12 protein-coding genes are annotated in these 15,780 nt (G+C 36.8%); all 12 read left to right on the forward strand.

Features of this window, described 5'->3' with window-relative positions:
• Positions 1 to 340 precede the first annotated feature (340 nt).
• Complete coding sequence (gene rsmH, locus AABL52_RS07900; RefSeq protein WP_000472511.1) at positions 341 to 1,273, forward strand: 16S rRNA (cytosine(1402)-N(4))-methyltransferase RsmH; 933 nt, start codon at positions 341 to 343, stop codon at positions 1,271 to 1,273.
• A 15-nt stretch (positions 1,274 to 1,288) separates the two neighbouring features.
• Positions 1,289 to 1,651 (forward strand): cell division protein FtsL, encoded by a 363-nt coding sequence (gene ftsL / locus AABL52_RS07905; protein ID WP_000067081.1) that lies wholly within the window; start codon positions 1,289 to 1,291, stop codon positions 1,649 to 1,651.
• Between the two features lie 72 nt (positions 1,652 to 1,723).
• On the forward strand, positions 1,724 to 3,823 hold the full coding sequence (locus AABL52_RS07910) for a penicillin-binding protein (protein ID WP_341519137.1): 2,100 nt from the start codon (positions 1,724 to 1,726) through the stop codon (positions 3,821 to 3,823).
• An 81-nt stretch (positions 3,824 to 3,904) separates the two neighbouring features.
• The gene (locus tag AABL52_RS07915) at positions 3,905 to 5,821 is read left to right on the forward strand and encodes a stage V sporulation protein D (protein WP_001266243.1); all 1,917 of its coding nucleotides are present in this window, start codon (positions 3,905 to 3,907) and stop codon (positions 5,819 to 5,821) included.
• A gap of 207 nt (positions 5,822 to 6,028) precedes the next feature.
• Positions 6,029 to 7,504 (forward strand): UDP-N-acetylmuramoyl-L-alanyl-D-glutamate--2,6-diaminopimelate ligase, encoded by a 1,476-nt coding sequence (murE, locus tag AABL52_RS07920; protein WP_341519138.1) that lies wholly within the window; start codon positions 6,029 to 6,031, stop codon positions 7,502 to 7,504.
• Between the two features lie 22 nt (positions 7,505 to 7,526).
• Positions 7,527 to 8,501 (forward strand): phospho-N-acetylmuramoyl-pentapeptide-transferase, encoded by a 975-nt coding sequence (gene mraY, locus AABL52_RS07925; RefSeq protein WP_000893058.1) that lies wholly within the window; start codon positions 7,527 to 7,529, stop codon positions 8,499 to 8,501.
• Positions 8,502 to 9,854 (forward strand): UDP-N-acetylmuramoyl-L-alanine--D-glutamate ligase, encoded by a 1,353-nt coding sequence (murD, locus tag AABL52_RS07930; protein ID WP_000860095.1) that lies wholly within the window; start codon positions 8,502 to 8,504, stop codon positions 9,852 to 9,854.
• Between the two features lie 90 nt (positions 9,855 to 9,944).
• Positions 9,945 to 11,036 (forward strand): stage V sporulation protein E, encoded by a 1,092-nt coding sequence (gene spoVE / locus AABL52_RS07935; protein WP_000753515.1) that lies wholly within the window; start codon positions 9,945 to 9,947, stop codon positions 11,034 to 11,036.
• Positions 11,037 to 11,140: 104 nt separating this feature from the next.
• On the forward strand, positions 11,141 to 12,235 hold the full coding sequence (murG, locus tag AABL52_RS07940; RefSeq protein WP_001265423.1) for an undecaprenyldiphospho-muramoylpentapeptide beta-N-acetylglucosaminyltransferase: 1,095 nt from the start codon (positions 11,141 to 11,143) through the stop codon (positions 12,233 to 12,235).
• 61 nt (positions 12,236 to 12,296) lie between these two features.
• Entirely contained in the window at positions 12,297 to 13,202 is a 906-nt protein-coding gene (murB, locus tag AABL52_RS07945) for a UDP-N-acetylmuramate dehydrogenase (protein WP_097844193.1), read from the forward strand.
• 98 nt (positions 13,203 to 13,300) lie between these two features.
• A complete protein-coding gene (gene divIB, locus AABL52_RS07950; RefSeq protein ID WP_000798231.1) occupies positions 13,301 to 14,071 on the forward strand; it encodes a cell division protein DivIB in 771 nt (256 codons plus the stop codon).
• Positions 14,072 to 14,471: 400 nt separating this feature from the next.
• Positions 14,472 to 15,779, forward strand: coding sequence for a cell division protein FtsA (ftsA, locus tag AABL52_RS07955; protein ID WP_001087544.1), 1,308 nt, complete (start codon positions 14,472 to 14,474; stop codon positions 15,777 to 15,779).
• Position 15,780 lies beyond the last annotated feature (1 nt).

Here is a 15,780-nt window from a genome sequence, read left to right on the forward strand (position 1 = left end):
TTTTGTCCCGTTGAATTTACTGTGAAGTGAAATTTTTCTGAATTATTAATTTAAAAATAATGGATATCGTAATTATGCAGGATACTTAAATATATGACAAAATAGCACAAAATGTAAACGTATTATTATCTTTTTCGACAGTTTTTTATTTAAATTCCCGCAAAAGATGATAAAATTTAGTATATAATAAAAGAAAATAGCGATTTGTATAGTATGCTGCCTTTGTAGGCAAGTTAAATGAGTCGTTCTTTCATAGTATTTCTTTCTCTAATCGTGAAATGTACGATTAGGGGAGGAGATGCATTCAACATAATTAATTGGAAAAAGAGTAGGTGCAACAATGTTTAAACACGTAACAGTGCTTTTAAAGGAAACAGTAGACGGCTTAGATATAAAGCCAGGTGGTACATATGTAGATTGTACACTGGGGGGAGGAGGACATAGTTCTTATTTATTGTCCCAATTAACTGAAGGTGGAAAGTTAATCGCGTTTGATCAAGATGAGATAGCGATTCAAAATGCGAAAGAAAAATTCTCTTCATACGGTGAGCAGTTCATAACAGTAAAAAGTAATTTCCGTTATTTATCTGAAAAACTACAGGAATTAGGCATAACAGAAGTAGACGGTATTTTATTTGATTTAGGTGTTTCATCCCCGCAATTAGATACACCAGAGCGTGGCTTTAGTTATCATCATGATGCACCGTTAGATATGCGGATGGATCAAGACGCCCCTTTAACAGCATATGATGTTGTGAATAGCTGGTCATATGAACAACTTGTAAGGATTTTCTTCCAGTATGGTGAAGAGAAATTTTCAAAACAAATAGCTAGGAAAATTGAAGCGTATCGTGAGAATAAAGCTATTGAAACGACAGCAGAATTAGTAGAACTAATTAAAGAGGGTATTCCAGCTCCTGCTCGTAGAACGGGTGGACATCCTGCGAAGCGAGTGTTCCAAGCAATCCGTATTGCCGTAAATGATGAATTGAAAGTATTTGAAGAAGCGTTGGAATCTGCAATTGAGATGGTCAAGCCAGGCGGAAGAGTTAGTGTTATAACATTTCATTCTTTAGAAGACCGTATTTGTAAAACGACGTTTAAGCGAAATAGTACAACGCCACAATTGCCGCAAGGATTACCAATTATTCCTGATGAATTTAAGCCGAAATTAAAGCTTATTACAAGAAAACCGATTTTACCTTCTGATATAGAGTTAGAAGAAAATAATCGAGCGCGTTCTGCGAAATTGAGAATCGCTGAAAAACGATAAAAAGGGGAGAGAGGTATGAGTAACTTAGCTGTAAAGTACAAACAACAAGCGCAAGAAGAGGTACAGATTCAAACGCCCCCACAGCAGATGGTTCAGCCAAAAGCTAAAGCGAAGATTACAAGAATCGAAAAACTGTTGTATGTAGCATTTATTGGCTTTTTATTGTATGCCTGTGTAGCGTTTATTGGAAATAAAGCAGGCCTTTATCAAGTTAATGTAGAAGCAGCGACGATAGAACAAAAAATTGTACAGCAGCAAAAAGAAAATCAAGAGTTACAGGCTGAAGTAGAGAAGTTGAGTCGTTATGAACGAATTGCTGAAGTTGCAAAAAAACACGGGCTAGAAATTAATGCGAATAATGTGAAGGGCCTAAAATAAGGCAATAGGTGTGAATGGAAAATGAAGAGAAATATGACTAAATTTCATACCAATAAGGGAGCAGGGTATTTTATGATTTTATTCCTCCTGCTCTTTTTGCTATTGTTAGCCCGATTTTTTTACATACAAGCAACTGGATCAGTTCATAATCATGATTTGGATGCACTTGCTAAGCAAAAACACAGTAAAACAGGAGTTCTGGAAGCAAATCGCGGGACGATTTATGATCAAAATGGTCATGTATTAGCGCAAGATGCAAACTCTTATAAACTTGTAGCGGAATTAAAAGGTGCGAATCATGTTGAAAATAAAGAGGATACTGCAAAGAAAATTGCGGGAGTACTCGGAAAAGACGAAGAGAAGATTTTATCCACGTTAAATAAAGAAGGTAAAAGTCAAGTCGAATTTGGAACGCTAGGTAAAGATTTGACGAAAGAACAGAAGGAACAAATAGAAGCATTAAAATTGCCAGGCATATCTTTTATTACTGAAAATGCAAGAGTGTATCCGAACGGTGATTTTGCATCTTACGTTATAGGTCATGCTAAACCGAATGAAGAGGGGATTTCGGTAGGGCAATTTGGTTTAGAAAAAAGTTTGGATAAGTATTTAAGTGCTTCTAACGGAAAAGTAGCTTATACAGGTGATCGTAAAGGTGTGTCTCTTGACGGCGGGAAAGTGAACGTAGAGGCACCTAAAAACGGAGATAACGCGTATTTAACGATAGATCAACGTATTCAAAGTTATTTAGAAGACGCAATGAAAGAAGCGAGTAAACATTATGAACCAGAAAGTTTAATAGGGATTGTTGCGGATCCAAAAACAGGGAAAATATTAGCAACGTCTAGTAAACCTAGTTATGATCCAAATGATCGTCAAATTAAATATTTCTTCAATGACGCAATTGCAAATGCATTTGAACCTGGATCAACAATGAAAATATTCACGCTAGCAGCAGCTATTAATGAAGGTGTGTATAAAGGACAAGATTATTATCAGTCTGGTACATATCAAGTCGGAAACCGAAAAATAAAAGATCATAACGGCGGCGCTGGATGGGGATCTATCACATTTGATGAAGGGGTAGAGCGCTCTTCAAACGTAGCGTTTGCGATTTTAGGGGATCAAAAACTTGGTCCAGAACGTTTCCGAAAGTATATTCATAGCTTTGGATTAGATGAAAAAACGAACATTGATTTACCTGGTGAAGGTTCAAATACAATTATATTCGATCAGCAAATACAGCAAGTAACAACAGCATTTGGACAAGGTTCTACTGTAACACCAATTCAGCTTGTGCAAGCTGCAACTGCTATTGCAAATGATGGAAAAATGATGAAACCTTATACAGTTGATAAAATTGTAAATCCAATAACAGGGGAAGTGAAATTAGAACATAAGCCAGAAGAAGTGGGAAAACCTGTTACAAAAGAAACAGCAGCGCAAGTAAGACAGTTATTAGAGCGTGTTGTTACATCGCCGAAAGGAACAGGAACTGCTTATAAAGTCGATGGTTATTCAGTTGGTGGTAAAACAGGAACAGCGCAAATTCCGGATGGAAAAGGTGGCTATATGACAGGAAGAGAGAATTATATATTCTCGTTCTTAGGTATGGCACCTATGGATGATCCGCAGCTTGTTGTATATGTAGCTGTTAAACAACCGAAATTGAAAGATGATGAGAGTGGCGCACAACCTTTAGCTGATATTTTTAAATATGTAACGAAGAATAGTTTAGAGTATTTAAAGATTAAGCCTAATGAAGTGAAAGATCCGAAGAAATATGTGAAAGAGCAGCAAACTGCTGTTCCAGATGTAACCGGAAAAACGATGGAAGAAGCGAAAAAAGCGATTGATAAAGCAAAACTTCGTCCAATCGTATTAGGTGAAGGGAAAGTGCAGCAGCAAGTGCCGAAAGCGACTGAGCAAACATTGAAGGGTGACCGAGTCTTCTTAGTAGGAGATAAACCTACAATGCCAAATATACAAGGCTGGGCACTGCGTGATGTTATGAATTTAGCGAAAACATTAAAGCTTAACCTAAAACCTACTGGTACCGGATACGTAACTGAACAAAGTGTGGCAGAAGGAACATTGTTGCAACCTGGTACAGAGTTAGGTGTAACACTTGTACCGCCACTTGAACCACAACAAGAAGCAGAAAAACCGTAATGGTAAAAGAGAAGAAGTTCTAATTAAATAAGTACAAGCATATATTGGAACAAGCTAGGCGTAAGGGAGGCTTGTTCCAATATGCGTGTATCAAATGTAACGGTTAGAAAACGACTTATTTTTATACTCATATCAGGTATACTTATTTTCACTATCATCGATATTCGTCTTGGATATGTGCAATTTTTTCTTGGCAATATGTTAACGGATCGTGCGAAGGATTCATGGAGTCGTAATATTACTTTTGAACCTGAACGTGGGAAAATTTTAGACCGAAATGGTGTGGAACTTGCTACGAATAAAAGTGCCCCAACTGTCTTTGTTGTACCGAGGCAAATTGAAAAACCAGCAGAGACTGCAGAGAAGTTAGCTGCAGTATTAGGTGTGGAAAAAGATGAGGTTTATAAGAGAATTACAAAAAAAGAATCAATTGTAAGGTTAGATAAAGGTGGAAGGAAAATATCACATGATAAAGCGAAAGAGGTACGAGGATTAAGTTTGAAAGGTGTTTATATCGCAGAGGACTCTATCCGGTACTATCCATTTGGCAACTTTTTATCACACGTATTAGGGTTTGCAGGTAGTGATAACCAAGGTCTTATGGGACTAGAAAAATATTATGATAAAGAGCTAAATGGTGATGACGGTCATGTGCGTTTTTTTGCAGATGCAAAAGGACAAAGGATGCCTAATGTTGGCGATGATTTCAAAAAACCAGAAGCTGGTTTGAATTTAGGTTTAACAATTGATGCACGTATTAATAGAATTATGGAAAGAGAAATGAATATTGCAGAGTCGACTTATAATCCAGATGGTATGATTGCGATTGCAATGAATCCGAAAAATGGTGAAATTTTAGGCATGTCGAGTCGGCCGAGCTTTGATCCAGCAGATTTTCAAAGTGTTTCTCCAGAAGTGTATAATAGAAATTTACCAGTATGGAGCACGTATGAGCCTGGTTCAACATTTAAGATCATTACGTTAGCCTCAGCCTTGAATGAAAATTTAGTAGACTTAGAGAAAGATACGTTTTATGATGATGGAGCAGCTGAAGTGGGTGGAGCTAGATTGAAATGCTGGAAAGCAGGAGGCCATGGTAGCCAAACGTTTTTAGAAGTAGTTCAAAACTCTTGTAACCCAGGATTTATCGAACTTGGTGATCGTCTTGGTAAAGACCGATTGTTTAAATATATTCGTAATTTCGGCTTTGGACAGAAAACCGGAATTGATTTGCAAGGTGAAGGTAGTGGGATTTTATTTAATCTAGATAAAGTCGGTCCAGTGGAGCAAGCAACAACTTCATTCGGTCAAGGTGTTTCTGTTACGCCAATCCAACAAGTAGCGGCAGTAGCAGCAGCTGTAAATGGTGGGACATTGTATCAACCGTATATAGCTAAGGAATTTATTGATCCGAAAAATAATCAAGTTGTAAGTAAAAAGACACCTGTGGAAAAAAGAAAAGTTATTTCCAAGGAAACTTCAGAAAAAGTTCGGTATGCACTAGAGAATGTTGTAGCAAAAGGATCTGGTAAAGGTGCTTTCATTGATGGGTATCGTGTAGGTGGAAAAACAGGTACGGCTCAAAAGGTGAAAGATGGTAAATATTTAGAGAATAATTATATAGTATCTTTTATCGGCTTTGCTCCAGCAGACGATCCGGAAATTGTTGTCTATGTTGCTGTTGATAATCCGAAAGGTGTAACTCAATTTGGTGGAGTAGTAGCAGCACCAATTGTTGGGAATATTCTTCGGGATGCACTTCCAGTTATGGGCGTGAAACCGAGAACAGAACAAGTTGAGAGAGAATATAAATGGGGCGATACACCAACTGTGGAAGTTCCGAATTTAATTGGTATGAAAAAGAAAGACTTACAGACACAGCTCGTCGATTTGAAGCTTGATATAAGTGGAGACGGAGAGAAAGTAATTAAACAATCCCCAGAAGCAGGAGCTAAAGTGAAAGAAGGCTCAAAAATTAGAATTTACTTCGGGAATTAAAGGTAACCTAGTACGTTTTATGGTACAATTGGTGGAAGTGAGTTCTTTATAGAAGAGTTACTTAAATTGAGGCTGTAAGAGCCTCAATTATAAATAGGTCTATTTATTAGACACTGTAGCACTTACCTCCTACTTTACATAATTAGGAGGTAACGTGTTGCTTATTAAAAAAGAGATAAATACACAATGTAGAGAGGGTTTAGTGAAATGAAGTTGCATACACTTTTATCATGTTTGCATGATTTTCCAGTTGTTCCAAAAGAAAATCCAGAAATCACATCTATAGAAGCTGATTCACGTAAAGTGAAAGAGGGAAGCTTATTTGTATGTATGAAAGGATATACGGTTGATAGCCATGATTTTGCTAAGCAAGCAGCGGCACAAGGAGCGGCTGCTATTGTTGCGGAAAGACCAATTGATGTTGACGTTCCAGTTGTACTTGTGAAAAACACTTTTCGTTCGTTAGCGATTTTAGCTGATTATTTTTATGGTCAACCAACACACAAGTTACATTTAATCGGAATTACAGGTACAAATGGAAAGACAACAACATCGCATATTATGGATGAGATTATGCGCGCACATGGTCATAAAACGGGGTTAATTGGAACGATTAATATGAAAATCGGTGATGAAACATTTGAGGTGAAAAATACAACACCAGATGCACTAACACTTCAACAGACATTTTCAAAAATGGTTGAGCACGGTGTAGATAGTACAGTAATGGAAGTTTCGTCACATGCTTTAGATCTTGGTCGTGTACACGGATGTGATTACGATGTAGCAGTGTTTACAAATTTAACACAAGATCATTTAGACTATCATAAAACGATGGAAGAATATAAACATGCAAAAGGGTTGCTATTTGCACAACTTGGCAATAGTTATAATCATGATCGTGAAAAGTACGCGGTACTGAATAACGATGATGCTGTAACTCCGGAATATATGAGAAGTACTGCGGCGACTGTTGTAACGTATGGAATTGATACAACTAGTGATATTATGGCCAAAGATATCGTTATGACGAGTGGTGGAACTACATTTACGCTTGTAACACCGTATGAAAGTGTAAATGTTACGATGAAATTGATTGGGAAATTTAATGTATATAACGTACTAGCAGCAACAGCGGCAGGACTTGTTTCTGGTGTAAGTTTAGAAACGGTTATTGATGTAATAAAGCAACTAGCTGGAGTTCCAGGACGTTTTGAAGTAGTTGATGGTGGACAAAATTATACAGTTATTGTTGATTATGCACATACACCAGATAGCTTAGAGAATGTATTAAAAACAGCAAAACAGTTTGCAAAAGGCGATGTATATTGTATCGTCGGTTGTGGCGGAGATAGAGATCGAACAAAGAGACCAATCATGGCAAGTGTTGCAACAAAATATGCAACTCACGCACTTTACACTTCAGATAACCCAAGAAGTGAAGAGCCAGGGGCTATTTTAGATGATATGGTGCAGGGTGCAAATGGGAATAATTATGAAGTAATTATTGATAGAAAAGAAGCGATATACCATGCAATTGCTAACGCGAAAGCTGAAGATATCATCATTATTGCTGGTAAGGGTCATGAAACGTATCAAATTATTGGTAAAGACGTTCATCATTTTGACGATCGTGAAGTCGCTAAAGAAGCAATTACAGAGCGTTTAAACAGCGAAGAGTAACAACGTGAGAGGAGGACTACATGTGCTTGAGCAAGGTTTATTAGTAACGGCTGGGGTAGCATTCTTAATTTCGGTTGCCCTTTCGCCATTGTTTATTCCATTTTTAAGGAAATTAAAGTTCGGACAGAGTATTCGTGATGAGGGACCAAAGTCACATCAAAAAAAATCAGGGACACCGACAATGGGTGGTATTGTCATATATGTATCTATGATGGTAACTTCACTTATTATGGCAATTAAATTTAATCATTTAGGTGCAGAGGTTTCGTTATTATTATTAGTGACATTTGGCTACGGATTAATTGGATTTTTAGATGACTACATAAAGGTAGTTAAGAAGAGAAATCTTGGTTTAACATCAAAACAAAAATTAGTAGGTCAGCTTGTTATTGCTATTGCGTTCTTTTTAATTGGAAAAGGGCAAGCGTTCCACACATACATCATGATTCCGGGAACAGATGTTAAGTTTGAACTAGGTTGGGCGTATTTTGTACTTGTATTATTTATGCTTATTGGTGGATCAAATGCAGTTAACTTAACTGACGGTTTAGATGGTTTATTATCAGGAACAGCTGCTATTGCATTTGGGGCGTTTAGTATTATTGCAGTCGCACAAGAGCAATTTGGAGTAGCGATATTCTGTATGGCAGTTGTAGGAGCTGTACTTGGATTTTTAGTATTCAATGCAAATCCAGCGAAAGTGTTTATGGGAGATACAGGTTCTTTAGCTTTAGGTGGAGCCATTGCAGCTGTAGCGATTTTATTAAAACAAGAATTACTACTTGTAATCATTGGTGGAGTATTCGTAATGGAAACTTTATCTGTTATTATTCAGGTCATTTCTTTTAAAACAACAGGAAAACGTGTCTTTAAAATGAGTCCATTACACCATCATTATGAATTATGTGGTTGGTCAGAGTGGCGTGTTGTTGTGACGTTTTGGTCTGTAGGATTTTTATTAGCTGTGTTAGGAATTTATATCGGGGTGTGGATGTAATTGAAAACTGTAACTGAATTTCAAAATAAAAATATTCTTGTATTAGGCATTGCAAAAAGTGGTTATGCAGCAGCTACGCTGTTACAAAAAATAGGGGCAAATGTTATTGTAAATGACGGAAAGCCTTTAGCGGATAATGTACTTGCTGCAGAATTACAAGCAAAAGGAATGGACGTTGTATGCGGTGGTCATCCTTTAGAATTGTTAGAGAGAAATATTTCTCTTGTGGTAAAAAATCCAGGAATCCCGTATTCTAATCCAATATTAGTAGCTGCGAAAGAAAAGCAAATTCCGATTGTTACGGAAGTTGAATTAGCATATCGTATTTCAGAAGCTCCATTTGTTGGGATTACGGGGTCTAACGGTAAAACGACGACGACAATGCTTACATTTGAAATGCTAAAAGAAGGACAAAAGCATCCTGTAATTGCAGGGAACATTGGAACTGTAGCGTGTGAAGTAGCACAGGATGCAAAAGAAAATGAAGTTGTAGTTACAGAACTTTCATCTTTCCAATTGATGGGAGTAGAATTGTTCCAACCTAAAATTGCTGCGTTTTTAAATTTATTTGAGGCCCACTTAGATTATCACGGGACGAAAAAGGAATATGGTTTAGCAAAAGCAAATATTTTTAAAAACCAAACAGAAAATGATTATAGTGTAATAAATGCAGATGATGCAGATGTGATGGCTTTATCTGCTTATAGTAAAGGGCAAAAAGTACTATTCTCGACAACGAAAGAAATTGAAGATGGTGCGTGTATAAAAGAGAATGCTCTTTGCTTTAAAGGTGAAAAAGTTGTTGAAGTAGGCGATATCGTTTTACCTGGTCAACATAATTTAGAAAATATTTTAGCAGCGATGAGTATCGCAAAATTATTGGGTGTTTCTAATGAAGCGATTACGGCGGTGTTAAAACGTTTTACAGGTGTAAAACATCGTTTAGAATATGTAACAACTATTAACAATCGTAAGGTTTATAATGACTCAAAAGCAACGAATATGTTAGCGACTGAGAAAGCTTTAGCTGCGTTTACACAACCGATTGTGTTATTAGCGGGTGGGCTTGATCGTGGAAATGAATTCGATGATTTAATTCCGTATTTCAAAAATGTAAAAGCAATTGTGACATTTGGACAAACAGCTCCAAAATTAGTAAGAGCTGCAGAAAAAGCGGGATTAGATACAATTGAAAGTGTCGATACTTTAGATGAAGCTGTAGTGAAAGCTTATGCTCATTCTACAGATGGCGATGTAATTCTTCTTTCTCCAGCATGTGCAAGCTGGGATCAATTTAAAACATTTGAAGAAAGAGGAGACATTTTTATACAAGCTGTGCATAAACTTATATAAAGTAAATCAAAACATCAGTAGGCTAACACCTACTGATGTTTTGTTACATAGGGCAAAAGTTTCTGCCTAAAGAGGTGGTGTTTATGGGTAATGAAGAAAACGCCTGATTTTATTCTCATCATCGTTACACTTGCGTTGTTAACAATCGGAATGATTATGGTGTATAGTGCGAGTGCGGTTTGGGCCTCTTATAAAATGGGGGACTCATTCTTTTTTGCAAAAAGGCAATTGCTATTTGCAAGTCTAGGTGTAGTGGCTATGTTTTTTATTATGAAAATTGATTATTGGGTGTGGCGTACGTATTCAAAAGTAATTTTGCTAGTTTGCTTCATTCTTCTTATTCTTGTTCTTATTCCTGGAGTAGGACTTGTTCGAGGAGGAGCACGAAGTTGGATTGGAATCGGGGCATTTTCCATTCAACCGTCAGAATTTATGAAGTTTGCGATGATTATTTTTTTAGCGAAATTTTTAGCGGAACGACAAAAATTAATTACCTCTTTTAAACGTGGTTTACTACCAGCACTAGGTTTTGTATTTCTTGCTTTTGGCATGATTATGTTACAGCCAGATCTTGGTACAGGAACGGTAATGGTTGGAACATGTATCATTATGATATTTGTCTCGGGAGCAAGGGTCTTTCACTTTGCAATGTTTGGTTTGCTTGGTGTAGCAGGATTTGTAGGGCTAATTGCATCAGCACCGTATCGAATGAAACGTATTACATCATATTTAGATCCGTGGTCAGATCCACTTGGAAGTGGATTTCAAATTATTCAATCGTTACTCGCAATTGGACCTGGTGGATTATTCGGGCTCGGACTTGGACAAAGTAGACAAAAATTTCTTTATTTACCTGAACCACAAACAGACTTTATATTTGCAATCTTATCTGAGGAATTAGGTTTTATTGGTGGTTCATTTGTGTTATTATTATTTAGTCTGTTATTATGGCGTGGGATTCGTATAGCTTTAGGAGCGCCAGATTTATATGGTACGTTTTTAGCAGTAGGTATTGTGGCGATGATTGCGATTCAAGTAATGATTAATGTTGGTGTTGTAACAGGATTGATGCCTGTTACGGGTATTACTTTGCCGTTTTTAAGTTATGGTGGATCAAGTTTGACATTAATGTTAATGGCAGTAGGTGTATTATTAAATATAAGTCGCCATTCTCGCTACTAAACCCTGTTTTATAAGACAGGGTTTTTCGTATGTGCGTGAAGAAACATGATGTATATAGAAATAAATACGACTGAAATCAGAAAAGAGAAGCGGAGGAGTTAGTAGTGCGTGTATTAGTAAGTGGTGGGGGCACTGGAGGTCATATTTATCCGGCTCTTGCTTTAATAAGAGAAATAAAAAAATTAAATCCGGAAGCAAGGTTTTTATATATTGGTACGGAGAGTGGATTAGAGAGCACAATCGTTCCAAAAGCAGGTATACCGTTTCAATCTATTGTTATAAGTGGATTTAAGCGTAAAATATCGTTAGATAATGTGAAAACGGTGATGCGTTTCTTAAAGGGTGTACAAGATAGTAAACGATATATTCGTCGTTTTAATCCGGATATTGTGATTGGAACGGGTGGGTATGTATGTGGACCAGTTGTATATGCTGCGGCAAAATTAGGTATTCCAACTATTGTACATGAACAAAATAGTGTACCTGGTGTAACGAACAAATTTTTAAGCCGCTATGTTGATAAAGTTGCAGTTTGTTTTGAAGCGGCTGCAGAGCATTTTCCACAGTCAAAAGTGGTAATGACAGGAAATCCAAGAGCATCAGAAGTAATGGATCAGAATGGAATGAAAGGAAAACGTTCCGTAGGTTTATCCCTTCCTAAAAAGTCCGTACTTATTTTTGGTGGAAGTCGTGGGGCTAGACCGATTAACGATGCTTTCGTAGAGGCAATTGAACAGTTTGGAAATAAAAGTTACGAAATATTGTATGTAACCGGTGAAGTTCATTATGACAAAGTGATGGAGGCTGTAAAGCAAAAAGGGAATCCGAATAATGTTATTATTAAACCTTTCATTCATAATATGCCAGAGGTACTTACAGGTGTAGATCTTGTTGTTTCAAGAGCGGGGGCAACAACACTTGCAGAATTAACAGCGTTAGGCAAGCCAAGTGTGTTAATTCCGAGTCCTTACGTAACAAATAACCATCAGGAAAAAAATGCGCGTTCTGTTGTCGATAAAGGAGCAGCAAAAATGTTACTTGAAAAAGATTTAACAGCAGAAACGCTTATTCGTGATATTGATGAAATTTTATTAGATGCACAAACATTACAAAATATGAAGCTGGCTGCTGAACAATTAGGTATTCCAGATGCAGCAAATAAGCTGTATGAAGTAATGAATAAGCTTGTAAAAAAATAACGTTAGGTGAACGCCCTGCATACTACTGTAATAAGGATAATTAGTATGGGGGAGATTGTTTATGGAGCAATTAGTAAATGAGCTTATAGAAGCAAATGTTGGTCGCGTGTTAGTGGATGAAGCGTTAGCACGTTATACCACTATGAAAATAGGTGGACCAGCTGATATTTTAATTGTGCCAAAGCATGTTGCCGGTATTGAAAAAACGTTGCAGTTAGTAAAAAAATATAAAACAAAGTGGACTGTAATTGGTCGTGGTTCGAACCTTCTTGTATCTGATCTAGGTATAGAAGGTGTCGTTATTCGTTTAGGAGAAGGATTAGACCACTTAGAAGTCGAAAAACATAGAGTAAGAGTTGGTGGTGGGTATCCCCTTATTAAATTATCAACTTTACTTAGTCGTCAAGGGTTATCCGGCCTGGAATTTGCCAGTGGTATTCCAGGAAGTGTTGGTGGTGCGGTGTATATGAATGCAGGAGCACATCAATCGGATATATCAAACATATTATCAAAAGCTCTGATTTTGTTTGAAAACGGAACAATTGATTGGTTAACGCATGAAGAAATGGAGTTTTCCTATCGTACTTCTGTATTGCAAACGAAACATCCTGGTATTGTTTTGGAAGCTGAGTTTCAATTGCAGGTAGGAGAGCGTGAGGGAATCGTAAGCGTCATGCAAAAGAATAAAGACTACCGCCGTGAAACACAGCCGTGGAATCATCCTTGTGCAGGAAGTATATTTCGGAATCCAATCCCATATTTTGCAGGAAACTTAATAGAAAAGGCGGGGCTTCGTGGTTATCAAATAGGCGGAGCTCAAATTTCTGAAATGCATGGGAATTTTATTATTAATACTGGGGGAGCCAGTGCGCAAGATGTCTTATCTTTAATTGCATTCATAAAACAAACAATCAAGGATAAATTTGGCGTAGAAATGCATACAGAAGTAGAAATCATTGGAAGATAACGGTTATTCGTTCCGCTCATTATCATTTATGTTATAATAAGAAGATAAGAACGGCATGAGGAACATGCCGTTCTTTATGTTACGTAGGGGGATCGTACATGAAAAATAGTAAAGTGATTAAACTACAGGATCGTGTACCAAAGTTAAAAAATCAACAGAAGAAAAACAAGAAAAATGTTAATCATCGGTTGATTTTATACATATCAATTTTATTTTTATTAGTACTCTTTTTAATTTACTTTCGGTCTCCACTAAGCAATATCAAAAAGATAAGTGTGTTTGGAAATCATTATATGACAGATGAACAAGTGATGAAGGAATCAGGTGTGACGTATGATACAAGTTATTTCCGAGTGACAGCACATAAAGCAGAAGAAAACCTAACGAAACGAAAAGAAATTAAAGCGGTAAATGTAAAAAAACGTTTTCCAAATAAAATTGATGTTCATATTGAAGAATATTTAACGATTGGTTATATAAACAAAGATGGGAAACTACAACCGTTATTAGAGAACGGGAAAACACTCGATGTACTTCCGAACGGAAAACTCCCTGTTGCAGCGCCAATTTTTGAACCTTTTAAAGAGGAGAAAATGAAGGAGTTAATTGCTGAGCTTGAAAAATTAACACCAACTATTTTAAGGTCTATTTCTGAAATTCGTTATTCACCGACGAATGCGAATGAAGATCATCTTACTTTATATATGAACGAAGGATACGAAGTGAGCACTACGATTCAAAATTTCGCAAAGCGTATGGAAGCTTATCCGCTTATCTTAAAAACAATTGAGCCGGGTAAGAAGGTATTAATTGACTTAGAAGTAGGGGCATATACGAAAGAAATAGGAGCGGAAGAAAAAAAAGAATAGAAAGATAGTTTTCACTACGTCGTGGTAGAAAAAACGAAACGAATGTTCTGCTTGGTGCATCTGAATTTACAAGAATGGTTCATTTGATGAAAAAGATGTAAAAATTCTTAGATTCATACTAGGATTGGTACAAGTTTCACTTTTCTATGAGTACATCTTAGTGTAGACTTATACTTGGCGGTAATCTTTACACTTGAAATAGAATTATTTCAAGATAAGCAGTTATTCACAGTTTACTGCGATATTCTTAAATGAATGTTAAATAAAAATAAGAAAAATATAGGGTTAAAAAAGGGAAACGTATAAAGACGTTGAATATTTTTCTTATAAATAGTAAAGTTGCGATTGTTGTTCCATATATTGAGTTGTATGGTATAAATAAAGAAGGAGGTGCCAAAGAATGAACAGCAATGAAATATATGTTAGTCTTGACATCGGTACATCCAATGTTAAAGTCATCATTGGTGAAATGGTTAATGACAGCTTAAACATTATTGGTGTTGGAAATGTAAAATCAAATGGTTTAAAGAAGGGATCGATAGTTGATATAGACGAGACTGTTCGATCAATTAAAAAAGCAATTGAACAAGCTGAGCGCATGGTGGGAATCCACATTGAGCAAGTTGTAGTAGGTGTCAATGCAAACCAGGTACAGCTACTTCCTTGTCACGGAGTAGTCGCTGTTTCAAATGAAGATCGTGAAATCGGGAATGAAGATGTCTTACGCGTTCTAGATGCAGCACAAGTTGTGTCAATTGCTCCAGAACGTGAGTTTATTGATGTGGTACCTCGACAGTTCATTGTAGACGGTCTTGACGAGATTAACGATCCACGCGGGATGATCGGTGTAAGATTAGAAATGGAAGGTACACTTATAACAGGCTCGAGAACTTTACTACATAACCTACTTCGTTGTGTAGAAAAAGCAGGTCTTGAAATAGTTGATATTTGTCTTCAACCTTTAGCGGCTGCAACAGTTGCTATATCTTCAGATGAAAAACATAGAGGAGTAGCCCTTGTTGATATGGGGGGAGGATCTACAACTTTATCTATTTTTAAAGATGGAGAGTTACAAGCAACGAGCGTATTACCGTTAGGTGGAGACCATATAACAAAGGATATTGCGATTGGGTTGAAAACTTCAACAGAAAATGCAGATCAAATTAAGCTGAAATATGGACATGCTTTTTATGATACAGCATCTGAAGAAGAGATGTTTACGGTTCCTATTATGGGAAGCGATCAAACAGAACAATATTCTCAGTTGGAATTATCGGATATAATAGAGGCTCGTGTAGAGGAAATTTTAATGTTTGTTCAAGATGAAGTGCGTAAGTTAGGAGTAAAGCAAGTAGCTTCTGGTTATGTACTAACTGGTGGAATTGCTTCTATGCCGGGTGTTCTTGATCTTGCATATGATATTTTACATGAAAATGTTCGTATAGCGACTCCTGATTATATTGGTGTGCGTGAGCCACAATATACAAGTGGAGTAGGATTAATTAAACATTCTTATCAAAAAGCTAAATTACGTGGAAAAAATGTGCAGGAAAAGCAAGAACATTTTGAACCAGTACCAGCACCAGCACCAACGCCGGTACAACAGCAACCTGCGAAACAAAAAACTCGTAATCAAAACAATAATAATCAAAATGATGACCGTATGATGTCAAAAGTAAAACGTGTATTCCGTTATTTATGGGATTAAA

It is taken from the genome of Bacillus paramobilis (assembly GCF_038096195.1).
In the GTDB taxonomy this organism is placed as follows: Bacteria; Bacillota; Bacilli; order Bacillales; family Bacillaceae_G; genus Bacillus_A; species Bacillus_A mobilis.

Excerpts from the sequence above, each read along its gene's own strand:
- rsmH (WP_000472511.1), top strand. The coding sequence starts at position 341 with ATGTTTAAACACGTAACAGTGCTTTTAAAGGAAACAGTAGACGGCTTA.
- ftsL (WP_000067081.1), top strand. The coding sequence starts at position 1,289 with ATGAGTAACTTAGCTGTAAAGTACAAACAACAAGCGCAAGAAGAGGTA.
- AABL52_RS07910 (WP_341519137.1), top strand. The coding sequence starts at position 1,724 with ATGATTTTATTCCTCCTGCTCTTTTTGCTATTGTTAGCCCGATTTTTT.
- AABL52_RS07915 (WP_001266243.1), top strand. The coding sequence starts at position 3,905 with ATGCGTGTATCAAATGTAACGGTTAGAAAACGACTTATTTTTATACTC.
- murE (WP_341519138.1), top strand. The coding sequence starts at position 6,029 with ATGAAGTTGCATACACTTTTATCATGTTTGCATGATTTTCCAGTTGTT.
- spoVE (WP_000753515.1), top strand. The coding sequence starts at position 9,945 with ATGAAGAAAACGCCTGATTTTATTCTCATCATCGTTACACTTGCGTTG.
- murB (WP_097844193.1), top strand. The coding sequence starts at position 12,297 with ATGGAGCAATTAGTAAATGAGCTTATAGAAGCAAATGTTGGTCGCGTG.
- divIB (WP_000798231.1), top strand. The coding sequence starts at position 13,301 with ATGAAAAATAGTAAAGTGATTAAACTACAGGATCGTGTACCAAAGTTA.
- ftsA (WP_001087544.1), top strand. The coding sequence starts at position 14,472 with ATGAACAGCAATGAAATATATGTTAGTCTTGACATCGGTACATCCAAT.